We start from the raw sequence: 25,714 nt of genomic DNA, 5'->3' as shown, positions 1-25,714 counted from the left end.
CCCCGTCGTCCCCGCGCACGCGGGGCTGTTCCCATGAAGACCACGATGCTGGACAGTGGCGAGGTGTCGTCCCCGCGCACGCGGGGCTGTTCCGGCGACGGCGCGGACATTCCGAGCAAGGCCGTGGTCGTCCCCGCGCACGCGGGGCTGTTCCCCGCGCCGACGACGCCCCGAGCGGGTGGGGTTCGTCGTCCCCGTGCACGCGGGGCTGTTCCCGGGTCCGCCAGCATCCGCCCGGCCGGGTGCGAGTCGTCCCCGTGCACGCGGGGCTGTTCCCCAGCCCGGAGCAGACGCTCACCCCGCCCATCCGTCGTCCCCGCCACGCGGGGCTGTTCCCCCGCCGGTCGTGTGTGCCCGGTCTGTGACCTCGTCGTCCCCGCGCACGCGGGGCTGTTCCGGCCAAGGTGGCCATCACCCCGGCCACCGGCGCGTCGTCCCCGCGCATGCGGGGCTGTTCCCCGCGTGGCGAAACTCTGTGCCAGATCGGTCTGGCGGTGAGGGGGCTAGAGGGCGGGGGAACGGCCCTCGTAAGGGGTGGAGAGGACGACGGTGGTGCGGGTGGAGACTTTGGCGGATTCGCGGATTTTGCGGAGGAGGTCTTCGAGGTTGGTGGGGGAGGCGACGCGGACTAGGAGGATGTAGGACTCGTCGCCTGCTACGGAGTAGCAGGATTCGATTTCCGGGATGTGTTCGAGGCGTTGGGGGTAGTCGTCGGGGGCGGCGGGGTCGATGGGGGTGAGGGAGATCAAGGCGGTGAGGGGGAGGCCGATGGCCTCGGCGTCGAGGCGGGCCGCGTAGCCGCGGATGACCTCGCGTTGTTCGAGGCGGCGGACGCGCTGGTGGACGGCGGAGACGCTCAGGCCGACGCGTTCGGCGAGGTCGGTGAAGCTGCGTCTGCCGTCGGCGGCGAGCTCGCGGACGATGGCCTTGTCGATGGGTTCCAGTTCGCTCATCCGGGGAGCACCACGAGCTCGTGCGGGCGGTTGTTGACCGACTCGACCCCGTCCGCGGTGACCACCACGATGTCCTCGATGCGGGCGCCCCACCGGTCCGGCAGGTAGATGCCGGGCTCGACGCTGAACGCCATGCCGGGCTCCAGGACCAGGTCGTTGCCCGCGACGATGTACGGGTGCTCGTGCACGTCCAGGCCGATGCCGTGGCCGGTGCGGTGGATGAAGTACTCACCGAACCCGGCGTCGGCGATGACGGAGCGGGCGGCGGCGTCGACGGACTCGGCGGTCACGCCCGGCCGCACCGACTCGACGGAGGCGCGCTGGGCGGCGGCCAACACGGCGTAGGTCTCGGCGACGTCAGCGTCGCGCGGCTCGCCGACGGAGTAGACCCGGGTGCTGTCGGAGTTGTAGCCCTCGGCGGTCGACCCACCGATGTCGACCACGACGACGTCACCGGTGGTGATCACCCGGTCGGACACGCTGTGGTGCGGGCTGGCACCGTTCGGGCCGGACCCGACGATGACGAACTCGACGGTCGCGTGCCCCTCGGCCAGGATCGCGGCGGCGATGTCGGCGCCCACCTCGGCCTCGGTGCGGCCGGGGCGCAGCCACTCCCCCACCCTGGCGTGCACCCGGTCGATGGCGGCACCCGCGGCCCGGAGGGCGTCGACCTCGGCGGCGTCCTTGCGCATGCGCAGCTCCCGCAGGATGGGGCCTGCGAGGACCTGCTCGGACCCGGGCAGGGCGTCGCGCAGCGGGAGTACGTGCAGCGCGGGCAGCATGTCACCGATGGCGACCCGGGCCGCGTTGCTGATGGTGCCCGCGACGAGCGCGTACGGGTCTTCGCTGTCGACCCAGGTGGCCGTGCGGACGCCCAGATCGTCGAGGGGGAGGCCGCTGTAACCGGGGGCTTCGAGCTTGGGGACGACGAGGACGGGGTCGCCGGTGGTGGGGACGACCAGGGCGGTGAGCCGCTCGAAGGACGAACCGGTGCCGCCGATGAGGTACCGCAGGTCCGAGCCGGGGGCGATGACGAGGGCGTCGGCGCCTGCGGTACCTGCGGCGGCTTTGGCTCGGGTGAGGCGGGCGCGCAGCAGGTCGGGGTCTACGGAGGCGGCGATGGTCGACATGGTCTGCAGCCTATCGCCGATGGGGTGGGGGTTCAGCGTGCGTGGGGGCTTGGGGGCGGTGGGGTGTCGGTGGTTCTCGTTAGGCTGTGTTCTCGGTTGATCTTGGTGTGAGGGGGCACTGGGCCTCGGCTGCGCCTCGGGGTTCGGCCTGGTCGCCTGGCGGCGACGCCGGCCTCGGGCGCCAGATTTTGCGGGCTGTGCCCGCTGGGGTGAAGTTGTTTTGTTTGGGGCCCCTAGCGGCGGCCTGGGTAAGGCTAAAGGCGGGGCCACTGGAAAGACGTGGCCTTACCCGCCTGCCGGCTTAGGCCACCGCTCCCCCCAAACAAAACAACTTCACCCCAGCGGGCGGTTGGTATCGGCGGGTTCCGAGGCGCGCGGGGCGGGTTGGCGGCCTTCGTCGATGTGGGTGTTGGTTTCGAGGCGCGCGGTGCAGGGTGGCGACCTTCGTCGATATGGGCGGGGTTCGAGGCATGCGGGGCGGGCTGGCGGCCTCGTCGATGTGGGCGGGTTTCGAGGGGCGCGGGGCGGGTTGGCGGCCTCGTCGATATGGGCGAGTTTCGAGGCATGCGGGGCGGGCGACCTCGTCGAGGTGGGCGGGTTTCAGGGCGCGTGGGGTGGGTTGGCGGCCTTTGTCGATGTGGGGTGGGTTTCGAGGGGTGCGGTGCAGGGTGGTCGTGGGGTGGGTTGTGGTGCGGTGGCGGGGGGCGAGGGCTGGTTGGCCGATATTCCTTGCCTCTTTCGCCATTCCCGACCTCCGACCCTCTCCTTATTCAGCTCGCCCCAACGAAGGCTTGAGTGTCCGCCATCAAACGGCGGTTTGAGAGGTGGAGAAGGTGATGGGCAGGCTCGGCGAGGGGGTGCCCAGCGACGCTGTGTGAGTGGCGGGTCGGTTGGCGGTAGCAGGGCAGGCCGGCATCGCAGCGGGTGGGGTGGGTGCCGTGCGGGTCTCGACGCCGGCTTCTGTGGGGGACCTGTGGCAGGCTGCAGGCGTGAGTGGACCTCTCGTGTTGTTGGACTCGGCCAGTTTGTACTTCCGGTCGTTCTTCGCCCTGCCGGAGTCGATGACCTCGCCGGATGGGGTGCCGGTGAATGCGGTGCGCGGGTTTGCGGGGATGATCGCGCAGATCCTCGGTGACCGGGGCCCGGCGCGGCTGGTGGCGTGTCTGGACGCGGATTGGCGGCCGCAGTTTCGGGTGGACGCGATCCCCAGTTACAAGGCGCAGCGGGTGGCGGATCCGGGGGTCAACGCGGAGGTGGTGCCGGATACGTTGACCCCGCAGGTGCCGGTGATCATCGAGCTGTTGGACGCGTTGGGGATCGCGACGGCGCAGGCGGGGGGTTACGAGGCCGACGACGTCATCGGGACTCTCGCGCACCGGGAGGTGGCGGCGCCGGTGGAGATCATTACTGGTGACCGGGATCTGTTCCAGTGTGTGCGGGATGAGCCGACCCCGGTGCGGGTGGTGTACGTGGGGCGTGGCTGGTCGAAGGCCGAGGTGGTTGGGCCGGTGGAACTCGGTGCCCGTTATGGGCTGCCTGCCCAGGGGCTGGCGTACGCGGACATGGCTGTCCTGCGCGGTGACCCGTCGGATGGCCTGCCTGGGATCACCGGCATCGGGGAGAAGACGGCCGCCAAGCTGATCACGAAGTTCGGGTCGTTGGCGGCGCTGGTCGAGGCGGCGGCGGCTGGGTCGAAGGATGTGCCGCTGCGGGTGCGTGAGGCGTTCGAGCACGACGCGGACTACCTGGCGAAGGCGCCGTTGGTGGTTCGGGTCGCGACCGATGTGGCGATCGAGGCGACCGGGACTCCGGAGGTGCCGCACCCGGTGGACGTCGACCGGGTGCGGCACCTGCAGGAGCGGTGGGGGCTGGGGTCCGCTGTGGACCGACTGCTCACCGCGCTCGGCGCCGCCTAGCTCGCGTTGAGGGCGGCGTCGTCGATGATGAAACCGGTGGCGTTGCCGGTGTTCTCGGTGCTGCGGAAGCTGAAGTGGACGGTCTTGCCCGCGAACTGGCCGATGTTGACCGTTTTGAGCGTCCAGCCTGGCGCGGCGTCCCGGTTGGACACCGTGCTCAGCGGTGTGGCGTCCGCGCGCAGGACCAGGGTGTCGGTGACCGGCGCGGTTGGCGGCTCCTCGGTGGTGGTCTTCACGTAGTAGGAGAACGTCGAGTACGGGCAGTCGGCGGGGATCGTGGCGTCTTGGTGCACCTCGTCGTCCCAGGGGAAGCCGAAACCCGCGAGGTAGGCGGCCCACTTGCCGGTGCGGGGGGCGTTGGCGCCGGTGCCGGAGTCGTCGATGACCAAGGTCCGGGACTGGCCCCAGCCGGTCTGCCTGCCCGCCTCGAACCCGGGGTTGACCAGCTTCTGCCCCTTGGCCGAGCAGGTCCAACCGGCCGGTGTGGTGTACACCCGGAACGTCACGGCCCCGGTCTTGCCGGTCTTGTCCTTCGCGGTCGCGGTCACCGACCGGTTCAGCACGGTCGCCGTCGGGGTGCCGGAGATCAGGCCGGTCGACGCGTTGAGGGTGAGCCCGGCGGGCAGCGCGGTCGAGGTCCAGGTGTACGGCGCGGTGCCGCCCGCCACCGACAGCGGCACGCTCATCGGGGTGCCGACCCGACCGGCGCGCACGCCGGGATCGGCGACCAGCGGGTAGGTCGGCCGGTAGCCGGTGTTGACGATCAGCAGCCGGTTCGGCGAGCCCTGCGGATCACCGACGACGTCCGGGGTGGCGTCGAGCAGCAACCCGCCCGCCAGTTGCGCCTGGGTCAGCGCGGGGTCGCGGGCCAGCAGCAGCGCCGCCGCGCCGGACACGTGCGGGGTGGCCATCGACGTGCCGCTGAGCAGCGCGAAGTCGGTGTCGGAGCCGTTGCTCGCGGACCAGATGTACTCACCCGGCGCGAACAGGTCCACACAGGACCCGTAGTTGGCGAACGACGAGCGCTGGTCCCCCTCGTCCACCGACGCCACCGTCAACGCCTCCGGCACCCGGGCCGGGGAGTGCGCGCACGCGTCCTCGTTCTGGTTGCCCGCCGCGACAGACGTGATCACGCCGTCGGCGATGGTCCGCCGGACGGCGTCCTCGATCACCTGGTCGGGCGCGTCGCCGCCGAGGGACAGGTTGGCCACCGCGGGGCCGGACACGTGGTTGGCCACGACCCAGTCCAGACCGGCCGCGACGCCCTCGCTGGTGCCCTCGCCGTCGCAGTCGAGGACCTTGACCGCGACCAGTTTCACGCCCTTGGCCACGCCGTAGTCGGTGCCGCCGATGGTGCCCGCCACGTGGCTGCCGTGGCCTTCGCAGTCCTCGTCCTTGCCGTCACCGGTGGTGTTGGTGCCCCACACCGCGCGGCCGCCGAAGTCCTCGTGGGTGACCCGGATCCCGGTGTCCACGACGTACGCGGTGACGTTGGTGGCCGTCGTCGAGTAGTGGTAGCTGCTGTCCAGCGGCTGGGTGCGCTGGTCGATCCGGTCCAGCCCCCACGACGTCGGGTTCGGCTGCTCCCCCTCGACCCGGACCCGCTGGTCGCGCTGCACGTACGCGACCGCGGGGTCCGCCGCCAGCCGCCGCGCCGAACGCTCGTCCATGGTGACCGAGAACCCGCGCAGGGCGTGCTCGAACCGGTGCCGAACCTGCCCGGAATACCGGTGCGCCAAGGCATCCGGGTCCGCCTGGGCGCCGTTCCGGTAGACGGCGATGTAGCTGCCGGGCACCGCGTCCCGTCCGCCGAGGACGTCCGCCGTGGCGGTCGGGGCCAGCGCCACGACCGCGCCCACCGCGATCGCGACCGTGATCGCGGCCGATAAGCCGGGTCTGTTCATCCGCTTCCTCTCAAGTGGTCCAGCCGTGCGGACACTGGACACCAGAGTGGCGGCGCGGGTTCCCGAACGGTCCGGAATTGCCCCGAACGCGGTGCGCGGCAGGCGAATGGGCGAGCCTAGAAGTACGTGCCGGACCACGACGCCCGGCGCACGGCGAACACCGAGTCCGCCCGCTCCGCCGCGCCCGCCACGACCTCGCGCAGCCTGCCGAGCCCGGCGAGCGCGCTGACCCGCCAGGCACCCAGGTAGAGCATCGGCAACACGTCCACGTCCACCACCAACTCGGCGGTGTCGTCGGCGCGGGCGGCGCCGTCCGCACCGACCCGGTAGCGGCCGGAGTTGGCGGGCAGCAGCGGGTCGACGACCTCGACGACGACCGAGCCGGGACCGTACGCACGGGCAGCCAGCGCCGCCTCGACGTCCACCACCCGCGCCCACAGGTCCGGCTGGATGTCGACGGTGGCCGCGCGCGAGTCGACCAGCATCGCCGCCACCGGCTCGTCGGCGGGCCGGTTCCACACCGTCACCTCGTCGACCAGGTCGATCCCGACCAGGAACCGCCACAGCCCGGCGACCACACCGGGATCGGCGGCGACGAAGTCCTCCACCGACACGGTCGCGGTCATCTTCGGGGCCGCGCCGGGTTCCGTGCGGTACATGGCGAACCCGTCGTCGCCGTCGGGTCCACTGTGGACAGCGATGTGCACTGGTTCGCGCGCCACGAAAGCCCGTTCGTAGAACACCGTCCACCAGTACTCGGGGCGGCCCATCGTGCCGGGGACACGACCGACCCGGCGGTAGATCTCCGGCAGCACCCGCAGCGCCTCATCCGCGTCGACCACCCGAACCCGGCCGCCGGTCGGCACGTCCGGGCGCAGGCCGGCCCCGCGGGTCCGCACGGCGGTCTTCGCGCTGGTCGAGGCCGGACCGTAGCCGAACCGGGGGTAGATGACCGGCTCGGTGGCGCGCAGCGTCGCCAACACCTCACCGCGCTCGGCGGCGTCGGCCAACTGGTGGCGCATCAACGCCGTCAGCACCCCACGCCGCCGGAAGTCAGTGCGCACACCGACCCTGGTCACCGCCGCCATCGGCACGACCGCGCCACCGGGCACCACGAAATCCGACGTCCAGGACAGCGCGGTACCCGCGAGCGTGCCGTCGACGAAACCGCCGAGGGTGCGGCCGGGCTCGAACGAACGCCGCACCGCCGCCCACTGCTCGTCCGGGATGGCGGTGCGGTGCAGGGCGACGCGGAACAGGTCGAGCGCGGCGCGCAGCTCGGACTCGGCGAGGGGGCGGACTTCGACGTCGGTCACGCCGAGATCCTCCCCCGTCACCACGCCCGGAAGCGACTCACTTGTCGCTCGGCGGGGCCACCTCGTACTCACCGTTGTCGTTGCGCACGGTGATGGTGACCGACTTCTCCTGGCCGCCGATGGTGACCTTGCAGGTGAACTGGTTGTCCTTCTTGACTTCCTGGTCCGCCGGGCAGCTCACCGAGTCGACGTTGTCCACGCTGTACTTGTCGGTCAGGATCGACTTCACGCCCGACTGGACCGCGCTGACGTCGAAGACCTTCTTGTTGAACCAGCCCGGCTTGACGAACCCGAGCACCGCCACCGCGCCCACGATCACCACGAGCACGCCGACCAGGATCCAGATCCAGGCGCCGCTTTTCTTCTTCTCCTGCGGCAGGCTCCCCGGGTAGCCCGGCTGGTACTGGCCGTACTGCTGCGGTTGCTGGCCATACTGGGGCTGTTGGCCGTACTGGCCCGGGTACTGCTGCTGCGGCTGCTGCCCGTAACCGCCGTACTGCTGCTGGTTGGGGTCACCGTAAGGCTGTTGCTGCTGGTTCGGGTCCCCGTACGGCTGCTGCGGCTGGCCGTAACCGGGATAGCCCGGTTGCTGCTGCGGGTAGCCCTGCGCGGGGAACCCGCCGGAGGGGGTACCGGACGGCTGTCCGTAGGGGGGCTGCTGCTGACCGCCCCACTGCTGCTGCGGGTCCTGCCCGGACGGCCCGTAGGGGCTGCTCATCACTCGCCTCCGCCAGATCGAGGTCGCGCCGCCGCACGCCACTGCGCGCGATCAAACCATAGGATCTCGTACCCACCACACCCAGCCCACGGGAGATCCGCAACCAAGTCACCTGTGACACTTCCTCCCACCACCCACCCCCCTCTTCCCCACCCGGCATCGTTCCCGGCTTGACACCAAGCCCCGCCACCACAACCACCGCTCCATCGTCCCGGGTCAGGACGTGGCCAGGGCGACCACGCCGCGGCGGATGCCGCGGACGGCCTCGCCCGCGGCCTTGCCGACCGGGTTGTCCGCGCCGACGACATCGCGGATCTGGTCGAGCAGGTCGATCACCTGGCGGCACCAGCGGACGAAGTCGCCAGCGGAGAGCTCCTGCCCGGCCGACTCGGCCGCGGTGATCACCTTCTCCAGCGACTCGCCGCGCACCCACCGGTAGACCGTCCAGGCGAAGCCCGCGTCCGGCTGGCGGGTCCGGTCCAGCCGGTGGTGCCGCTCGTCGGCCTCCAGCTCCGCCCACAGCCGCGCGGTCGCGGTCAGCGCGTCGGTGACCGCGCCGCCGGGCACCCGGGCCTCGAACGGACCGTCCCGGCGCGCCTCGTACACCAGGGCCGACACGACCGCCGCCAGCTCGGCCGGGCCGAGGCCGTCCCAGACGCCGTTGCGCAGGCACTCGGCGGCCAGCAGGTCGGACTCGCTGTAGAGGCGGGCCAACCTGCGGCCGTGCTCGGTGACGACCTGTTCGCCGTCGGCGCCGGGGGCCAGGTAGCCGCGGTCGGCCAGCAGGGCGCGGATGCGGTCGAACGCGCGCGCCAGCGAGTGCGTCGTCGCGGCGACCTTGCGCTCGACCTGCTCGGTCTCGGCCAGCAGCCGGTGGTAGCGCTCGCCCCAACGGGCGTGCGCCTCCCGGTCCTGGCAACCGTGGCACGGGTGCGCGCGCATCGCCCGGCGCAGCGCCGCCACCTCGGCGTCGTCGTCCGCCCCGGACCGGCGCCGCTCCCGGGCGGGGACCTCGATGCCGGTCTCGCGCAGCGCGGACGCCAGGTCGCGGCGGGACTTGGGCGAGCGGATGTCGACCTGCTTGGGCAGCCGGACCCGGCCCAGCGCGGCCACCGGCGCCGGGAAGTCCGACACGGACAGCCGACCGGCCCACCGGTCCTCGGTGACCACCAGCGGCCGCGGCTCGCCCATCGGGTCCAGCCCCGGGTCGATCACCACCGCCAGTCCGGACCGGCGGCCCGCGGGCACCGCGATCACGTCGCCCTTGCGCAACTGTTCCAGCGACGCCGCCGCCTCCGCGCGCCGGGCCGCGCTGTTCTGCCGGGACAGCGCCTTCTCCCGGTCGGCGATCTGCTTGCGCAGCGCCGCGTACTCGGGGAAGTCGCCGAGGTGGCAGGCCATCGACTCGGCGTAGCCCGCCAGCGCCTCGTGGTTGCGCTCCAGCCGCCGGGACAGCCCGACCACCGACCGGTCGGCCTGGAACTGGGCGAACGACTGCTCCAGGATCTCCCTGGCCTGCCGGGCGCCGAGCCGCTCGACCAGGTTGACCGCCATGTTGTAGCCGGGCCGGAACGACGAACGCAGCGGGTACGTTCGGGTCGAGGCCAGCCCGGCCACCGACTTCGGGTCCACCCCCGGCTGCCACACGACGACGGCGTGGCCCTCGACGTCGATCCCGCGCCGCCCGGCCCGCCCGGTGAGCTGGGTGTACTCCCCCGGGGTCAGCTCGACGTGCGCCTCGCCGTTGTACTTGACCAGCCGCTCCAGCACGACCGTGCGGGCGGGCATGTTGATGCCCAGCGCCAGTGTCTCGGTCGCGAACACCGCCTTGACCAGGCCGCGGACGAACAACTCCTCCACGGTCTCCTTGAACGCGGGCAGCAGCCCGGCGTGGTGCCCGGCGAACCCGCGCTCCAGCGCCTCCCGCCACTCCCAGAACCCGAGGACCGTGAGGTCGGCGTCGGGCAGGTCGCGGGTCTTGGCGTCGACGATCCGGCGGACCTCGGCGACCTCGTCCTCGTTGTTGAGCCGCAGCCCGGACCGCACGCACTGGGTGACCGCGGCCTCGCAGCCCGCCCGGCTGAACACGAACACGATCGCGGGCAGCAGCCCGGCCGCGTCCAGCCGCTGCACCACCTCGACCCGGCTCGGCGGCTTGAACCGCGGCCCGCGCGCGCCCGCGGCCCGGCCGCCCTTCGCGCGCGGGTTGTGCCAGGGGGCGTGCACCCGGCCGACTTCCTCGGTGCGCCGGACCAGGTGCGGGTTGATCCGCTGCTGGTCGTCGCCCGCGTCGCCACCGTCGCCCGCGAACAGGTCCAGCATCCGGCCGCCGACCAGCATGTGCTGCCACAGCGGCACCGGCCGGTGCTCGTCGACCACGACGGTCGTGTCGCCGCGGACCTCGACCAGCCACTCGCCGAACTCCTCGGCGTTGCTCACCGTGGCCGACAGGCTGACCAGGTTCACCCACTCGGGCAGGTGCAGGATGACCTCTTCCCACACCGCGCCGCGGAACCTGTCCGCCAGGTAGTGCACCTCGTCCATCACCACGTAGCCGAGCCCGTCGAGCGCCGACGACCGCGCGTAGAGCATGTTGCGCAGGACCTCGGTGGTCATCACCACCACCGGCGCGTTGCCGTTGACCGCGGTGTCGCCGGTGAGCAGGCCGACCGACTTGGGCCCGTAGCGGGCGGTCAGGTCGGCGAACTTCTGGTTCGACAGCGCCTTGATCGGGGTGGTGTAGAAGCACTTGCGGCCCTCGCTCAGGGCCAGGTGCACGGCGAACTCGCCGACCACGGTCTTACCGGCACCGGTGGGCGCGCACACCAGCACGCCGTGGCCCTCTTCCAGGGCGGCGCAGGCGTCGCGTTGGAACGGGTCGAGGTCGAACGACAGCTCGGCGGCGAACTCCGCCAGCTTGGGGTTGCTCGTGCGCTCCCGGGATGCGGCGTACGCCTGCGCCGGAGTGCGGGATGAACTGGCGGACACACCCCAAGACTTCCACATCAGACCGACAACCGTCGCCCGACTTGCGGACCGGCCGGTGATCAGCCGATGACGGTCAACGCGCCGGGCACGCAGTCCACCACCACCGGCAGCGGACCCAGGCGCTCCCCGTCGGCGTACGCGGTCCAGCCGTTACCCGGCTCCAGCGCCACCCGACGCGCCCGCAGGGTCTGGACGAACCGGTGCCGGACGTGGTCGCCGGTCCGCAGGGTCGGCAGGATGCGCAGCAGGTCGAGCCTGCCCGCGGCACCCACCACGGTGACGTCCAGCAGGCCGTCCGCGGGGTCGGCGGCGGGGCAGACGGGGATGCCGCCGCCGTAGTAGCCGGTGTTGCCGACGGCGACCATGGTGGCGGTCAGCTCGACCCGGTCGCCCTCGGTCTCCACCACCAGCCGCCGGTGCTTGAGGGTGGCGAGCTCGGCGACGATGGCCAGGTCGTAGCGGCGGCGGCCGTGCGGCCAGCGCATCCGGTTGACCCGCTCGTTGACCGCCGAGTCGAACCCGGCGCACAGCACGCTGCCGAACCACGGGCCGCCGTCGAGCCTGCCCAGATCGATCCTCCGCCGCGCGCCCGAGGCCAGGGCGGCGGCGAGGGCGTCGGCGGCCGCGACGGGCCGGGTCGGGACGCCGAGGGCGCGGGCCAGGTCGTTGCCGGTGCCCGCGGGGACGATGCCCAGGGCCACGTCGTGGTCCGCGCAGAACTGGATCCCCTGGTGGACCGAGCCGTCACCGCCGACGACGACCAGCGCATCCAGCCCGGCGTCCTTGGCGCGCAGCATGAGTGCGCGGGACTCGGCGACGGTCTCCGCCGACACGACGGTCAGGGTGTCGACGACCGGGCGGATCCGCGCGACCACGTCGTCGAGCACCCGCGCGGCGGCGCCGTGCCCGGAGCTGGGGTGCACCGCCACCGCCGCCCGCAAGCCCACCAGACCCACCGCTCACCTCCCGCTCGGCCAAACCCACGTCGTACAGGCCCGGCCGAGCGGGCAGGCGGATCAGGTCACGTCGTCGAACCCACCGGAGGACTCACCACGCGGCTGGGCGGGCACGCCCGGCGACTCCGCCGGTTCCTCCGCGGGCAGGTCGGACCGGGAGACCGGCTCGGAGGTGAACTTCAACGGGGTGGCCTCGTCGTCGGCCAGCCCGGCGTACGGGTCCTCGGCGGTCTCGCGGCGCGCCTTGCCCCGGTCGTGGATCCGGGAGAGCTGGATCGCCAACTCCACCAGCACGGTCATCGCGATCGCCAGCGCCACCATGGACACCGGGTCGGTGCCCGGCGTGGCGAACGCGGAGAACACGAAGATGGCGAAGATGATCCCGCGCCGCCACTTGCTCAGGTTCGCGTACGGCAGGATCCCGATCCGGTTCAGCATCACGATCATCAGCGGGATCTCGAAGCTGACCCCGAAGATCAGCAGCATCACCAGCACGAACGAGATGTAGGCGCTGGCGTTGAGCGCGGTGACGAACGTGTCGCCGCCGAAGCCCACCACCAGCACGCTGAGCCCCTGCGGGATCACGAAGAACGCCAGCACCCCGCCCGCGACGAACAGCAGCGACGCGAACGTCACGAACAGCGACGCGAACTTGCGTTCCTTGGCGTACAGGCCGGGGGTGATGAACGCCCACAACTGGTAGAGCCACAGCGGGGCCGTCACCACCATGCCCGCGGCGACACCCACCTTGAACTGCACCATGAACGCCTCGAACGGCTGGGTCTGCAGGAGCTGGCACGACCCGTTCGGGGAAAACCGCGCGCTCGCGGGCAACTGGCAGTACGGGTCCAGCAGGATCCGACCCAGCGAGGGGATCGGGCCGAGCGGGACCGCGTACCAGATGAAGCCGAAGACTCCACCGAGGAGAATGAACAGGATCGCCCAGCCGACTCTGCTGCGCAGTTCGTACAGGTGATCCTTCAGGGACATCGTTCCGTCGGGATTGTGCCTGCGACTGCGCAGCCTGCGCCGGTCGCGGCGACCGTTCTCCCGGCGGGGCGACTCGTCGCTGTCCACCGTGGGGACCGGCTTTCTCTCAGCCCGCGTTCTGCTGGCCCTGGGCCTGCTGCTCGGCCAGTTTGCGCTGCAGCGCGTCGATCTCGGCGCGCATCTGCTCGGGGGTCTGCTCCGGCTTGGCGGCGGGCAGCGCGGTGGAAGCCTGCTGCGCTGCGGCCGGGCGCTCGTCCTCGTCGTCGTGCCGCATGCCCTTGGTCTCGGCCTTCAGGATGCGCATCGACTGCCCGAGGGAGCGCGCCATCGTCGGCATCTTGCGCGCGCCGAACAGCAGCACGACCACCACCGCGATGATCAGGATTTCCCAGGGTCCCAGGTTCACGACCGTCCTCCAGTCTCGCCTCGCCCCGCCGATGATACGCGAGGAGAGCGCCTCATTTCAGCCACCGCGACCCGCACACCGGCTGCGCGGGCTCGCAGGAGGCCGGTTTGGTCTCCAACCGTTGCCCTAGTCGCCGCGAGGACGGACCGGGCGCGTCCGGCCACGCGCAGGGCGCGGACCAGGAAAACGCCCAGCAGCGCGCAACCGATCAAGAGCAGCGCGGCACTCGGCAGGTAAGGCACCGGGGGACTGTACCGCCCGGCCCCGTACCCGACCCAGAGCCGCCACCGGTATTCGATGAAACTGACACGGAATTGACGGGAAACAACACCTTTTCAGGCAGACCGGTGTTTATCGATCCTGGCGATCGCGGCGTCCGCCTGCGCGCGGACCAGGTCGGCCAGTTCCGCCGGTTCCTCGACCAGCACGTCACCGCCCTGGCCGAGCAGCAACCGGACGATCCAGGAGGTGTCCGAATAGCGCATCCGCACCCGCAGCCTGCCGTCGTCGAGCTCCTCGACGTCCTCGACCGGGTAGTACTCGGCCATCCAGCGCACGGCGGGCCGCAGCACCAGCCGGGCGGTCCGCTGGTCGGGGGCGGCCTGGAACAGCCCCTCGGAGATGTCGGTCGGCCGCGCGTACGGGGGTGGCGCGGCGGGCTCGTCGAGCACGGCGACCTGGTCGATCCGGTCCAGCCGGAACAACCGCACGTCCTCGGCCCGGCGGCACCACGCCTCCAGGTAGCCGCGGCCGTCGACGATCAGCACCCGCATCGGGTCCACGGTCCGCTCGGTCACCTCGTCCTTCGACGCGGTGTAGTAGGTGATCCGCAGCGCCCGGCGGTCGCGCACCGCGGACTGCGCGGTCTCGCGCACCTGCGCCGTGCTCGCACCCTCCCGGACCCCGAGACCGACCGCGACCCCGGCGGGCTGCGCCTGGCCCGCGGCCGACTCGATCTTGGCGACGGCCCGGCGGATGGCGTCCGCGTCGGCGACACCCGGGGTCTCCAGCAGCGCCCGCAGCGCCACCAGCAGCGCGGTGGCCTCCGCGCCGGTGAGCCGCAGCGGCCTGCTCATCCCGGCGTCGAACGCGACGGTGACGGTGTCCTCGGCGAACGAGATGTCGATCAGGTCACCCGGGCCGTAGCCGGGCAGCCCGCACATCCACAGCAGCTCCAGGTCCTTGCGCAACTGCCGGGCCGACACGCCGAAGTCGGCGGCGGCCTCCTCGATCAGGATGCCGGGGCGGGCCAGCAGGTACGGGACCAGCGCCAGCAGCCGGGGCAGCCGTTCCTGCGCGGCCGTCACCGGACACCGCCCGCAGCGGACAACAGCCGCTCCCGCACCGACTTGGCCAGCACCTCGGGCTCGAGCACCAGGACATCGGCGCCGTAACCGGCCAGCCAGCCCGCGGCCGCGTCCGGGTAGTGCAGGTCGATCTCGATGACGTGCCCGGGGACCCCGTCGACCTCGCGCGCCTCGACGACCTTGCCGCGCCTGCGCACCCCCGCCGCGCGCCCCTCGGCCACCCACATCGACGCCGACGACAACCGCGGCGGCTCCGCGTGCGTGTCGGCGACGAACCCCATCAGGTCCACGCCCTCCGGCCTGCGCACCACGCCCGGCCGACCCACCTTCCGCACCTCACCGACGACACGGGACAACCGGAAACACCTCGGCGCCTTGCGGTCCCGGTCGTGCCCGACGACGTACCACCGGCCGCGCCAGGACACCACGCCCCACGGCTCCAGCGTGCGTTCCCTCAGCTCGGCGGGCGAGGGCCTGCGGTAGTCGAACGACACCACCTGACCGGCCTGGACCGCCGCGAGGAGCGGACCGAACGCGGGCTCGGTGGTCCGCACCTTCGACTCCACCACCGTCGGCGCCGACTGGTCCACGTCCACCCCGGCCGCCCGCAGCTTCAGCAACGCCCCGTGCGCCGCCCCCACCAGCTCCGGCGAGTCCCACAACCGCACCGCCAACGCCACCGCCGCCGCCTCGTCCGGCGCCAGGTCGATCTCGCCGAGCTCGTAGTCCCGGCGGGCGATGCGGTAGCCGTCCACGGTGTCGGACACCAGGTTGCGGCCGACCTCCAGCGGGATGCCCAGCTCACGCAGCTCGGTCTTGTCCCGCTCGAAGGTCCGGAAGAAGGCGTCGTCGGTCGGCGCGTCGGCGTAGCCGGGCACGATCCCCCGGATCCGCTCCGCGCTCAGGTACTGGCGAGTGGACAACAGGCACAGCACCAGGTTGACCAGACGTTCGGCGCGTGCGACGGACACCGGGGCACCTTAACGTGCCGACCGGCCCGCCGGTGCGCCGACACCCTCGAACACCCGTGCGACTTTCGGCGGGATCCGGCGGGTCGACCGTCAGCGCGCCGCGGCGTCGTCGGCCCGGTAGATCGACAACGCCCCCGGCCGGGCGGTGAACTCGAACTCGTCGGCCAACTCGCCCACCTCGCCGTCGGTGGCGATGCGCTTGTGGCCGTCGAGCAGGCGCACCCGGATCGACGTCACGTCGTGCTGGCGGTACACGTGGCTGGTGCCCCAGGTCCGGGTCAGCGTGGCCAGGACGAACCTGGCCCGGGAGTAGGGGACGTCGGCCCGCAGGTAGCGCAGGTCGAGCACACCCGTGTCCAGCGCGGGCCTGCTGGTCGGCGCGAAGCCCTTCGGGGCGTAGCTGCCGTTGCCGACGAACAGCATCCACACGAACAGCGGTTTCCCGTTCAGCTCCAGCCGGATCGGTTGGGCGCGGCGCAGGGTGCGCACCAGCGCGACCGCCCCGGCGGGCCACTTCGGCCACTTCCGGGACTCCAGGTACTCGCGCAGCCGCACCATCTCGGGGTAGCCGCCGAGGCTCGCCGTGTTGATGAACCAGCGGTGCGCCCGCCCGTCGACCGAGTTCATCTCGACCGCGCCGAGGTCGATCTGGACCCCGGTCCCCTTTTGCACCGCCGCCACCGACTCCGCGGTGGTCTCGACACCGACGTCCCGGGCGAAGTGGTTGAGGGTCCCCGCCGGGATCAGGACAAGTGGGAGGTCGAACTCGGCGGCGACGGTGGCCACGGCGGCCACCGTTCCGTCCCCACCGGCCACCCCGACGGCCCGGATGTCGTTGGGCGAGGCACTGATCTCCGACGACAGGTGTTCGACCAGGTCGCGGCCGGGTTCCGGGTAGATGACGGTGGCGCGCGGCCAGGCCGACTTGATCTCGTCGGACGGGTCGGTGCCGCCACCGCCGGAGTTCGGGTTGACCAGCACGATCAGCCCGTCGCCGTCATCCAGGGCGGGCAGGTCGACGGTCGCGGTGACGTGCGCGGGCCCCTCGGGCGCCTTCGGCCACCAGTGCCGGGTCGCGAACGACGCGCCGACCCCGATGGCGGCACCGGCGGCGATGTCGGTCGGCCAGTGCACCCCGGTGTGCATGCGCGAGTAGGCGACGGCGGCGGCCAGCGGGGCCAGAGCAATGCCCACAGCCGGGCTCTCCATCGTCACGGCGGCCGTGAACGCAACCGCCGAGGCCGAGTGGCCGGACGGGAACGACGAACTGGTCGGCCGCCGGGTCAACCGCCGGTGCTCCGGCAGCAGTTCAGCGGCCGGGCGCCTGCGCGGGAAGAGGTTCTTGCCGATCAGGTTCGCCGACGTACTGGCGATACCGATGGCCGCCACCCCCCGCAGCGCCGCGCGCCTGGTCGAGCCCTTGCGGAGGGCGAGCAACGCGGCGACCCCGAACCAGAGTCGCCCCTTGTTGGCCGACTTGGACAACGCCTTGAGCGCGTCGTCGCCCCGGGTGGCGGGAATCGCGGCACTGGCGCGCATCAACCGCTGGTCGAACCGGCCCACCTGGCGGCCGGTGCGGCGAACATGTCCGAACATGATCGTAGATTCAACCCGACCCGTGCTCACGCCGCCGGTCGAGTCGACCAACGGCGAAATTCCGTAACAGAATGTGGACCTCCCCGAACGGCGCACGGTCGTCGGGGGTTTTTACGCCTAGGCTTACAGGATGCAGCGGCGGATCTTCGGCATCGAGACCGAGTTCGGCGTGACCTGTACGTTCCACGGGCAGCGGCGGCTGTCGCCGGACGAGGTCGCGCGGTACCTGTTCCGGCGGGTGGTGTCGTGGGGGCGTTCGTCGAACGTGTTCCTGCGCAACGGCTCACGCCTCTACCTGGACGTCGGGTCACACCCGGAGTACGCGACCGCGGAGTGCGACGACCTGGTGCAGTTGGTCACGCACGACAAGGCGGGCGAGCGCATCCTGGAGGACCTGCTGGTCGACGCCGAGCGGCGGCTGGCCGACGAGGGCATCGGCGGGGACATCTTCCTGTTCAAGAACAACACCGACTCGGCGGGCAACTCCTACGGCTGCCACGAGAACTTCCTGGTCACGCGGGCGGGCGAGTTCTCCAGGATCGCCGACGTGCTGCTGCCGTTCCTGGTCACCCGGCAGTTGATCTGCGGGGCGGGCAAGGTGCTGCAGACCCCGCGCGGCGCGGTGTACTGCCTGTCGCAGCGGGCCGAGCACATCTGGGAGGGCGTGTCCAGCGCGACGACCCGGTCCCGGCCGATCATCAACACCCGGGACGAGCCGCACGCGGACGCGGAGCGGTACCGGCGGCTGCACGTGATCGTCGGCGACTCGAACATGTCCGAGGCCACCACGCTGCTCAAGGTGGGCACCGCGAACCTGGTGCTGGAGATGATCGAGGACGGGGTGCAGTTCCGGGACTTCAGCCTGGACAACCCGATCCGCGCCATCCGGGAGATCAGCCACGACCTGACCGGCCGCAAGCCGGTGCGGCTGGCCGGTGGCCGGGAGGCCTCGGCGCTCGACATCCAGCGCGAGTACCACGCGAAGGCCGTCGAGCACGTCGCCCGCCGCTCGCCGGACCCGGTGGGCACCCGGGTGGTGGAGATGTGGGGCCGGGTGCTGGACGCGGTGGAGGCGCAGGACCTGTCCAGGATCGACCGGGAGATCGACTGGGCGATCAAGCACCGGCTGGTGGAGCGGTACCGGGCCAAGCACGACCTGGAGCTGTCCAGCCCGCGGATCGCCCAACTCGACCTCGCCTACCACGACATCCGACGCGGCCGCGGCATCTTCGACCTGCTGCAGCGCAAGGACCTGGTGGCCAGGGTGACCGACGACGGCGAGATCGAGGCCGCCAAGGACACCCCGCCGCAGACGACCAGGGCCAAGCTGCGCGGCGACTTCATCGCCGCCGCCCAACAGGCGGGCCGCGACTTCACCGTCGACTGGGTGCACCTCAAGCTCAACGACCAGGCCCAGCGGACCGTGCTGTGCAAGGACCCGTTCCGGGCGGTCGACGAGCGGGTGGAGCGGCTGATCGCATCGCTGTAAACCCGTGCGGTGCCCTCCCGCTCTGTTGACCGCTCCCCCGCTGGTCCTGCGCCGACTCGGCGAGCCCGACGTCCCGGCGCTGCTCCAGACGCTGGCCGCGCAGGTCGACCACCTGCGGCCGTGGCTGGCGTGGGCGGCCGACGACCCGACCGAGGACTCCGTCCGCGCGCACGTGGCCGACACCGAGGCGGACTGGGAGCGCGGCACCGCCTTCGGCTACGGCATCACCCTGGCGGGCGAGATCATCGGCCGCTGCGCGCTGCACGCCCGGATCGGGGCGGGCGGGCTGGAGATCGGGTACTGGGTGCGCCGCGAACACCAGGGGCGTGGCCTGATGACCCTGGCGACCGGGACGGTGGTGGCCGCCGCGTTCGCCGTGCCCGGCATCGACCGGGTGGAGATCGTGCACGACACCGCGAACGTCCGCAGCGGGGCCATTCCGCGGCGGTTGGGGTTCGTGGAGGTGAGCCGGACGCCGGTGCCGCGGACCTCGCCCGCGCGGGACGCGGTCGACGTCCGGTGGCGGTTGACCCGCGCGGCGTTCTTGGCCCGCGCTGAGCAGCCCCCATTTCCAGCCTAGGCGACGGCGGGTTGCTGGCGGAACCGCTCGGTCAAGGCCTGTGGACAGCCCGCCGAGATGTGGACAACTCCGGCCGCCCTCCTTGGGTGCACACCTTCGCCACCCCTAGATCACTTCACCCCGACGACCTGGCCCCCGGGACTTGGCCAATCCGACGCTGTCTTGTTCGGCGGGGTCGCGTACCGGACAGCCTGGAACGCCCGCCCGAGATCGGCGAGGTCCATCGCGCGGGAGGAAGAACTCGGGCCGAGTTGTCCACACTCCGCCCGGCCGTCCACAGACCATCCCGCCACCCCCTGTTGACCTTGCCACCCCGGTAGACTGGCCTCGGGGACGCCCCCCGGGAAGGGTGGGGGCCGCCTGGCGGGGGTTGGGCGCCTGGGTGGGAGCAGGGTCGGTTGGGCGCGGCTGCGGCCTGCGGGATTGTCGGTCGGGGCATCGATCGGTGGGGAGTCGGTTGGGGGTCAGTCGGTGGGGTGGGCCTCGGCCCACCAGGCGGCGAAGAGGGGGTTTGTGTCGGTGAGTTTGGCGTAGGCGTCGAGGAGGGCTTTGGGGGCTTGGGCGGCGGCGCCGGGTAAGGCGTTGTCTTCGTGCCAGACCAGGACGATGTCCTGGCGCAGGGGGGTTCCGGCGATGGGGCGGACGACGATGCCGTTGCCTTCCCGGGCCACCGGTTTGGCCAGGGTCACCGCTCCCGCTTGGACGAGGGCGCGGGTGGTGGTCGTGTCGGACATCTGGTGCTTGATGATCGGGGTGAACCCGGCGGCGGTGCAGGCGCGGGTGAACGCCAACTGCTCGGTGCCCTCGGCCATCGGCGGCATGACCCAACTGTCGGTGGCCAGGTCGGCGAGGGCGATCTCGGGGCGGGTGGCCAGCGGGTGGTCGGCGGCGAGGGCGAGGAACAGCGGGGCGCGGAACATGACTCGGCTGTTCAGGCCGGGTGGGAGGCTGGTGCCCAGGCCGGGGTTCTCCTCGAGCACCGCGAAGTCGACCTTGTGTTCGACCACCTTGCGGACCAGCTCCGCCGGGTGCATGTCGATGTCGATGCTGGTCTCGGCGCCGTCGAGGCGGGCGGCGATGGCGGCGGCGAACAGGGGCACCACCAGGCCGGGTGCCCCGCCGACGCGGACCTGGCCGGAGCGCAGTCCTGCCTGGGTGCGTTGCCGGATGCCCGCCATCAGGTCGTCGACCTCGTTGAGCAGGGCGCGGGCGGCGGAGAGCACGTAGCTGCCGAGCTCGGTGGGGACGACGCCGGTGCCGGTGCGGGCGAACAGCAGGCCGCCGACCCGCCGCTCCAGGCGCTGCAACTGCGCGGTCAGCGCGGGCTGGGACACGCCGAGTCGGACCGCGGCCTTGGACAGGCTGCCCGCGTCGGCGACCGCGCGGATGACGCGGAGATGACGGAGTTCCAACTCGCTCACACCAACGTTATGCCCGTTGCGATGGCGTTATGCAAACTTCCGGGGGGTTCTTGCCTACATCAGCACAATTCGCGGTGGCGGCGTGTGGAACCCGGGGTTGCGTCCTCGGCAACCGACACCGCCCCGGCGGGTGGCCGGGGCGGTGCGGGCGGAAAGCTCACTCGGTGGGGGTGTCCGGCAGCTCGACGTCGGTGACCGGCTGGTCCGCCGGGTCCGCCGCGGGTTCCTCGGCGGGCAGCAGCGCGGTGAGCGCGGCGCCCTGGATGCGGCGGAAGGAGCGGCGCGGGCGGTGCCGTTCGAGGACGGCGACCTCCAGTTTGTCCCTGGTCGGCCCGTTCTCGGCGGCACCGTTGGGCTGGGGGCCCGCGCTCAGCACGGACAGGGCCAGCCGGACCGCGTCGGCCAGCGGCAGGTCGTCGGCGAAGTCCTCCCGCAGCGCGGCGAGGATCGGCTCGGTCTGGCCGCCCATCACCAGGAACCGGGGCTCGTCGACGATGGAACCGTCGTAGGTGAGCCGGTAGAGCTGGTCCTGGGCGGAGGTGGCGCCGACCTCGGCGACGCAGATCTCCACCTCCAGCGGCTTGACCTGCTCGGTGAACACCGTGCCCAGCGTCTGCGCGTAGACGTTCGCCAACTGCCGGGCCGACACGTCGCGGCGGTCGTAGGAGTAGCCCCACAGGTCGACGTGCCGGATGCCGCCGCGGCGCAGGCTCTCGTACTCGCTGTAGCGGCCCGCGGCGGCGAACCCGATCCGGTCGTGGATCTCCGAGACCTTGTGCAGCGTCGCCGCCGACGGGTTCTCGGCGACGAACAGCACCCCGTCGGCGTACTTGAGCGCGACGACGCTGCGGCCCCGGGCGATGCCCTTGCGGGCGTACTCCGAGCGGTCGCGCATCAACTGCTCGGGCGAGGCGTACAACGGCATCGTCACGGGGATGGCTCCTTGCGCACGTCGGGGGTCAACGGGTCAGCCACGCTGCTCGGCGCGGTCGGCGACGACGGCGGCGGTCACCGCGGCGGTCTCCTCCTCGGACAGCCGCGTCGCGCCGAGGTCGGCGGTGATGGTGGCGACGCTCGGGTAGATGCCGCGGGCCAGGTCCGGTCCGCCGGTGGCCGAGTCGTCGTCGGCGGCGTCGTAGAGCGCCTCCACCGCGGCCCGCACCGCCGTGTCGCGGTCGCTGCCGGGCCGGTAGAGCTTCTTGAGCGCGGAGCGGGCGAACACCGAGCCGGAGCCGATGGCGTGGTACCCGGCGCGCTCCTCGTAACGGCCGCCGGTGACGTCGAACGACACGATCCGGCCCGCCTTGGCCGGGTCGGCGGCGTCGAGGTCGTAGCCGACGAACAGCGGCAGCACCGCGAGCCCGGACAGGGCCATGTCGAGGCTGCCGCGGACCAGGCTGGCCAGCTTGTTCGTCTTGCCGTCCAGGGACAGCCCGACGCCCTCGATCTTCTCGTAGTGCTCGAGGTCGAGGGCGTAGAGCCGGACCATCTCGACGGCCAGCCCCGCGGTGCCCGCGATGCCGACCGCCGAGTAGTCGTCGGTCAGGAACACCTTCTCGATGTCCCGCTGCGCGATCAGGTTGCCCGCGGTGGCCCGCCGGTCACCGGCGATCAGGACGCCGCCGTCGAAGCTGACGGCGACGATCGTCGTACCGTGCGGGATGCCGTCGACGGGGCTGGCGGCGATCCCGCGGGCACCGGGCAGCAGTTCGGGTGCCTGCACGCGCAGGAAGTCGACGAACGACGACGTTCCCGCTGTCAGGTAGGCAGCCGGGAGCGAGGTCCCCCACTGCCGGGACGAGGAGGTGTGTTCCATGCCTTCTTTCAATCCTGTCGCGGTGGTCGGGGACCAGTGGGCGCGCGCCGGGGCGCTGCCTACTCGCCGCCCTTCTGGACGTAGGCGCGGACGAAGTCCTCCGCGTTCTCCTCCAGCACGTCGTCGATCTCGTCGAGGATGGCGTCGGTGTCGTCGCCGAGCTTCTCCCGGCGCTCCTGCCCGGCCGCCGTGGTCTCCTCGACGCCATCGTCGCCGTCCCCGCCGCCTTGGCGTTGGGTCTGCTCCTGGGACATGTGGCCTCCCGGTGTTCGACTGCTACTGGGAACACTACCCAGTGGGACCGACATTCGTCGTCAACCGCGCCGGGCCTTGATCATCCCGGCGGCGCGGCGGCTCAGTGCCGGGCGGCGCCGGTGAGCGCGTCGACCAGCTCCTCCGCGGTGCCCGCCGCGTCCAGCAGGGCCCCCACGTGCGCCTTCGTACCGCGCAACGGCTCCAGGGTGGGGATGCGCACCAGCGAATCGCGGCCGAGGTCGAAGATGACCGAGTCCCAGGAGGCGGCGGCGATGGCGGTCGGGTAGCGCTCCAGGCAGCGGCCGCGGAAGTAGGCGCGGGTGTCCAGCGGCGGGGTGGTGACCGCGGCGCGCACCTCCTCCTCGGTGACCAGCCGCCGCATCGAGCCGCGGGCCACCAGCCGGTTGTAGAGGCCCTTGTCCAGCCGCACGTCGGAGTACTGCAGGTCGACCAACTGCAGCCGGGGCGACGACCAGGTGAGGCCGTCGCGGGCCCGGAAGCCCTCCAGCAGGCGCAGCTTGGCGGGCCAGTCGAGCCGGTCGGCGCACTCCATCGGGTCGCGGCGCAGCGCGTCGAGGATCTCGCCCCAGGTGCGCAGCACGTCCAGCGACACCCGGTCGACCTCGGTGCCCGCGCGGTCCACGTACTCGGAGACCAGCTCGTGGTAGGCCTGCTGCAGGTCGATGCCGGTGAACTTGCGGCCGTTGGCCAGCTCGACGGTCGCCTTGAGCGTGGGGTCGTGGCTGAGCACGTGCACGGCGCGGACCGGGTCGGCGAGCTTGAGGTGGTCGAACCGGACCCCCGACTCGATCAGGTCCAGCACCAGGGCGGTGGTGCCGACCTTGAGGTAGGTCGACGTCTCGGCCAGGTTCGCGTCGCCGATGATCACGTGCAGCCGCCGGTACTTGTCGGCGTCGGCGTGCGGCTCGTCGCGGGTGTTGATGATGCCGCGCTTGAGGGTGGTCTCCAGGCCGACCTCGACCTCGATGTAGTCGGCGCGCTGGGAGAGCTGGAACCCGGCCTCCTCGCCGGAGGCGCCGACGCCGACCCGGCCGGACCCGCAGACGACCTGGCGGGACACGAAGAACGGGGTGAGGCCGCCGATCACCGACACGAACGGGGTGCCGCGGGCCATCAGGTAGTTCTCGTGGGTGCCGTAGCTGGCGCCCTTGTTGTCGATGTTGTTCTTGTAGAGCTGCAGCCGGGGCTGGCCGGGGACGGTGGCCGCGCGCATCGCGGCCTCCTCCATCACCCGCTCCCCCGCCTTGTCCCAGATGACCGCGTCGCGGGCGTTGGTGACCTCGGGGGCGGAGTACTCGGGGTGCGCGTGGTCGACGTAGAGGCGGGCGCCGTTGGTGAGGATGACGTTGGCCGCGCCGAGGTCCTCCACGTCCGGGTCGTTCGGTGCCATCCCGGGCACCCCGAGGTCGAACCCGCGGGCGTCGCGCAGCGGCGACTCCACCTCGTAATCCCACCTGGCCCGGCGCGCGCGCGGGATGTCCGCCGCCGCGGCGTAGGCCAGCACGACCTGGGTCGATGTCAACACCGGGTTCGCCGTGGGGTCGCCCGGCACCGCGATGCCGTACTCGACCTCGGTTCCCATGATCCGCCGCATGCGCCCAGCCTACGGGTCCGAGGGCCGCCGCTCGCCGTGACACCGATTCCGCCCGGTTACCGTGTGTGCCATGGAGATGGTCGCGCTGTACGACGCGGCGGGCGTGGCGGTGGGCGCGGTCCCCCGGTCCCGGATGCGCGCCGAGGGCCTGTGGCACGCCTGCTCGTCGGTCCTGCTGCGGTCGGTGGACGGCCTGCGCGTCTACGTACACCTGCGGACCCCGTGGAAGGACGTCTACCCGGGCGTGCACGACTGCTGGGCGGGCGGCGTGGTCGCGGCGGGAGAGTCGGTGGACGAGTGCGCGGAGCGGGAACTGGCGGAGGAGCTGGGTGTACGCGGGGTGACGTTGACGCCGCTGTTCACCCTGCCGGTGGACCTGCCCCCGGTGCGGGTGCACCTGTCGGCGTACGAGGCCCGCTGGGACGGCCCGGTGACCCACCAGCCGAGCGAGGTCGCCGAGGGCTGGTGGATGCCCCTGGCGGAGCTGCGGGAGCGCCTGGCGGACCCCGGGTGGCCGTTCGTCCCCGATGGCCGCGCGGCGATCGAGGAGTGGTTCCGCCGAATGGGCTAGATGCCCCGCGCCAACGCCTCGGCCGCCTTCGGGGCGACCCGCGCGATGGCCGACTTGGCGCGGGCGGCGGTGCTCGCCTCGACTGTCACGGCGGTGACCAGCGTGTCCGTGGCGATGACGACCGTGCAGGTCGCCTTGCCGGGAGCCGACGCGCACCAGCTCAACTGGTCGGTGGCGCCGGGCAACGCGGCCAGGGTCGTCTTCTCGATCTGGTAGGCGACCCCGCCCGCCCGGAAGGACTTGCAGGTCAGCGCGGCACGGGCGGTGGTGACGGCGGTGGGCGCCGCCGCGCCTGCCAGGACGATCTGGGTGAGGCGGGCGCCGCTGGAGTAGGTCCAACTGGTCTCCCGAGCGGTGCCTGCACCCAACGGCACCGCGCAGTCGGGCAGGGTGGTGGCCGGGGCCGGGTCGACCGGGCCGGGTTGGACCTCTTCGGCGGCCAGGTCGTCGGCCGACATGGCGGCGGTGGTGACCGTGGTGACCGGGTCCGGGGTGGCCGACGTCGTCGTGGGCACGGGGGTGCCGGTGGCGGGCGCCGGGGTGGCGGCGGCCCTGGCGGACGACGTGGGGTCGTCGTAGTAGGTGTAGAGGTCGTTCGCCGGGCCGTCGCCGCAGGCGACCAGGGTGGTCAGGGGCAGCACGGCCAGGCAGACGAGGGCGCGGACCCGGGGCAACGGTCAGTCCTTCTGGGGAGGCGGGGTGATCACCCGCGACGGTACCGCTCCCGATCACCACGGCCCGCCCGGCCCCATCGCCACCGCGCCGCTCGGGGCTCATCGCCACCGCGCCCGCGGGGCTTCCCAGCGGGTTCACCCC

The 25,714-nt window shown here is 72.1% G+C and carries 23 protein-coding genes and 1 CRISPR repeat array; of the genes, 4 read left to right on the top strand and 19 right to left on the bottom strand.

Annotated features, from left to right (window positions below; genetic code table 11):
- Window positions 1-4 precede the first annotated feature (4 nt).
- Window positions 5-276: a CRISPR direct-repeat array (repeat unit 28 nt; unit sequence GTCGTCCCCGCGCACGCGGGGCTGTTCC).
- Between the two features lie 227 nt (window positions 277-503).
- Together H504_RS0128325 and H504_RS0128320 are read right to left on the bottom strand one after the other, a co-directional pair.
- Window positions 504-953: an Lrp/AsnC family transcriptional regulator gene (locus H504_RS0128325; protein ID WP_026425552.1), complete on the bottom strand. Its 450-nt coding sequence runs from the start codon at window positions 951-953 to the stop codon at window positions 504-506.
- Window positions 950-2,083 (bottom strand): M24 family metallopeptidase, encoded by a 1,134-nt coding sequence (locus H504_RS0128320; RefSeq protein ID WP_026425551.1) that lies wholly within the window; start codon window positions 2,081-2,083, stop codon window positions 950-952. The genes H504_RS0128325 and H504_RS0128320 overlap by 4 nt, the downstream gene beginning before the upstream one ends.
- Window positions 2,084-3,072: 989 nt before the next feature.
- Here H504_RS0128320 and H504_RS0128315 point away from each other — a divergent pair.
- Entirely contained in the window at window positions 3,073-3,999 is a 927-nt protein-coding gene (locus tag H504_RS0128315; RefSeq protein WP_026425550.1) for a 5'-3' exonuclease, read from the top strand.
- On the opposite strand, the gene H504_RS40585 is transcribed toward H504_RS0128315, so the two are convergent.
- The 11 genes from H504_RS40585 to H504_RS0128265 all read right to left on the bottom strand — a co-directional run bounded on the left by H504_RS40585 (window position 3,996) and on the right by H504_RS0128265 (window position 17,151).
- On the bottom strand, window positions 3,996-5,903 hold the full coding sequence (locus H504_RS40585; RefSeq protein ID WP_084468317.1) for a S8 family serine peptidase: 1,908 nt from the start codon (window positions 5,901-5,903) through the stop codon (window positions 3,996-3,998). The genes H504_RS0128315 and H504_RS40585 overlap by 4 nt on opposite strands.
- A 116-nt stretch (window positions 5,904-6,019) precedes the next feature.
- Window positions 6,020-7,219 (bottom strand): GNAT family N-acetyltransferase, encoded by a 1,200-nt coding sequence (locus tag H504_RS0128305; protein ID WP_026425549.1) that lies wholly within the window; start codon window positions 7,217-7,219, stop codon window positions 6,020-6,022.
- Between the two features lie 37 nt (window positions 7,220-7,256).
- Window positions 7,257-7,937: a DUF4333 domain-containing protein gene (locus tag H504_RS0128300; RefSeq protein ID WP_026425548.1), complete on the bottom strand. Its 681-nt coding sequence runs from the start codon at window positions 7,935-7,937 to the stop codon at window positions 7,257-7,259.
- A 216-nt stretch (window positions 7,938-8,153) separates the two neighbouring features.
- Complete coding sequence (locus tag H504_RS0128295; RefSeq protein WP_026425547.1) at window positions 8,154-10,925, bottom strand: DEAD/DEAH box helicase; 2,772 nt, start codon at window positions 10,923-10,925, stop codon at window positions 8,154-8,156.
- Between the two features lie 59 nt (window positions 10,926-10,984).
- Window positions 10,985-11,872, bottom strand: coding sequence for a YegS/Rv2252/BmrU family lipid kinase (locus tag H504_RS0128290; protein WP_026425546.1), 888 nt, complete (start codon window positions 11,870-11,872; stop codon window positions 10,985-10,987).
- Between the two features lie 69 nt (window positions 11,873-11,941).
- Window positions 11,942-12,871 carry a twin-arginine translocase subunit TatC gene (tatC, locus tag H504_RS37405; protein ID WP_084468362.1) on the bottom strand — a complete coding sequence of 310 codons (930 nt, stop codon included), beginning with the start codon at window positions 12,869-12,871 and terminating at the stop codon, window positions 11,942-11,944.
- Between the two features lie 106 nt (window positions 12,872-12,977).
- On the bottom strand, window positions 12,978-13,277 hold the full coding sequence (gene tatA / locus H504_RS0128280) for a Sec-independent protein translocase subunit TatA (RefSeq protein ID WP_026425545.1): 300 nt from the start codon (window positions 13,275-13,277) through the stop codon (window positions 12,978-12,980).
- Complete coding sequence (locus H504_RS42185; RefSeq protein ID WP_084468315.1) at window positions 13,274-13,519, bottom strand: bacteriophage holin; 246 nt, start codon at window positions 13,517-13,519, stop codon at window positions 13,274-13,276. Before H504_RS42185 ends, tatA begins: the two co-directional genes overlap by 4 nt.
- 93 nt (window positions 13,520-13,612) lie before the next feature.
- Window positions 13,613-14,584 (bottom strand): helix-turn-helix transcriptional regulator, encoded by a 972-nt coding sequence (locus H504_RS0128275; protein ID WP_026425544.1) that lies wholly within the window; start codon window positions 14,582-14,584, stop codon window positions 13,613-13,615.
- The gene (locus H504_RS0128270; RefSeq protein WP_026425543.1) at window positions 14,581-15,555 is read right to left on the bottom strand and encodes a helix-turn-helix transcriptional regulator; all 975 of its coding nucleotides are present in this window, start codon (window positions 15,553-15,555) and stop codon (window positions 14,581-14,583) included. The genes H504_RS0128275 and H504_RS0128270 overlap by 4 nt, the downstream gene beginning before the upstream one ends.
- Window positions 15,556-15,645: 90 nt before the next feature.
- Complete coding sequence (locus tag H504_RS0128265) at window positions 15,646-17,151, bottom strand: bifunctional phosphatase PAP2/diacylglycerol kinase family protein (RefSeq protein WP_026425542.1); 1,506 nt, start codon at window positions 17,149-17,151, stop codon at window positions 15,646-15,648.
- A gap of 130 nt (window positions 17,152-17,281) precedes the next feature.
- Here H504_RS0128265 and pafA point away from each other — a divergent pair, with 130 nt between their 5' ends.
- Window positions 17,282-18,640: a Pup--protein ligase gene (pafA, locus tag H504_RS0128260; RefSeq protein WP_026425541.1), complete on the top strand. Its 1,359-nt coding sequence runs from the start codon at window positions 17,282-17,284 to the stop codon at window positions 18,638-18,640.
- Between the two features lie 25 nt (window positions 18,641-18,665).
- Complete coding sequence (locus tag H504_RS0128255) at window positions 18,666-19,220, top strand: GNAT family N-acetyltransferase (RefSeq protein ID WP_245614485.1); 555 nt, start codon at window positions 18,666-18,668, stop codon at window positions 19,218-19,220.
- Window positions 19,221-19,684: 464 nt separating this feature from the next.
- Here the strand turns inward: H504_RS0128255 and H504_RS37400 are convergent, their stop codons facing one another.
- From H504_RS37400 to dop, 5 genes are all read right to left on the bottom strand, one after another.
- Window positions 19,685-20,641, bottom strand: a complete 957-nt coding sequence (locus H504_RS37400) for a LysR family transcriptional regulator (RefSeq protein WP_051386342.1) — start codon at window positions 20,639-20,641, stop codon at window positions 19,685-19,687.
- Window positions 20,642-20,798: 157 nt separating this feature from the next.
- Window positions 20,799-21,572 (bottom strand): proteasome subunit alpha, encoded by a 774-nt coding sequence (gene prcA, locus H504_RS0128245; protein ID WP_026425539.1) that lies wholly within the window; start codon window positions 21,570-21,572, stop codon window positions 20,799-20,801.
- 36 nt (window positions 21,573-21,608) lie between these two features.
- On the bottom strand, window positions 21,609-22,457 hold the full coding sequence (gene prcB, locus H504_RS0128240) for a proteasome subunit beta (protein ID WP_026425538.1): 849 nt from the start codon (window positions 22,455-22,457) through the stop codon (window positions 21,609-21,611).
- A gap of 59 nt (window positions 22,458-22,516) precedes the next feature.
- Window positions 22,517-22,711 carry a ubiquitin-like protein Pup gene (locus H504_RS0128235; protein ID WP_026425537.1) on the bottom strand — a complete coding sequence of 65 codons (195 nt, stop codon included), beginning with the start codon at window positions 22,709-22,711 and terminating at the stop codon, window positions 22,517-22,519.
- Window positions 22,712-22,812: 101 nt separating this feature from the next.
- The gene (gene dop / locus H504_RS0128230) at window positions 22,813-24,327 is read right to left on the bottom strand and encodes a depupylase/deamidase Dop (RefSeq protein WP_026425536.1); all 1,515 of its coding nucleotides are present in this window, start codon (window positions 24,325-24,327) and stop codon (window positions 22,813-22,815) included.
- 76 nt (window positions 24,328-24,403) lie between these two features.
- Between dop and H504_RS0128225 the strand changes: the two genes are divergently transcribed.
- On the top strand, window positions 24,404-24,898 hold the full coding sequence (locus tag H504_RS0128225) for an NUDIX hydrolase (protein ID WP_026425535.1): 495 nt from the start codon (window positions 24,404-24,406) through the stop codon (window positions 24,896-24,898).
- Here the strand turns inward: H504_RS0128225 and H504_RS0128220 are convergent.
- A complete protein-coding gene (locus tag H504_RS0128220) occupies window positions 24,895-25,572 on the bottom strand; it encodes a hypothetical protein (protein ID WP_026425534.1) in 678 nt (225 codons plus the stop codon). The genes H504_RS0128225 and H504_RS0128220 overlap by 4 nt on opposite strands.
- Between the last annotated feature and the right edge of the window lie 142 nt (window positions 25,573-25,714).

Origin of the sequence: Actinokineospora inagensis DSM 44258 (assembly GCF_000482865.1) — a bacterium.
Lineage (GTDB): Bacteria > Actinomycetota > Actinomycetes > Mycobacteriales > Pseudonocardiaceae > Actinokineospora > Actinokineospora inagensis.
The sequence above is the reverse complement of the archived record's forward strand: the minus strand, read 5'-3'. Positions and strand labels throughout refer to the sequence as shown.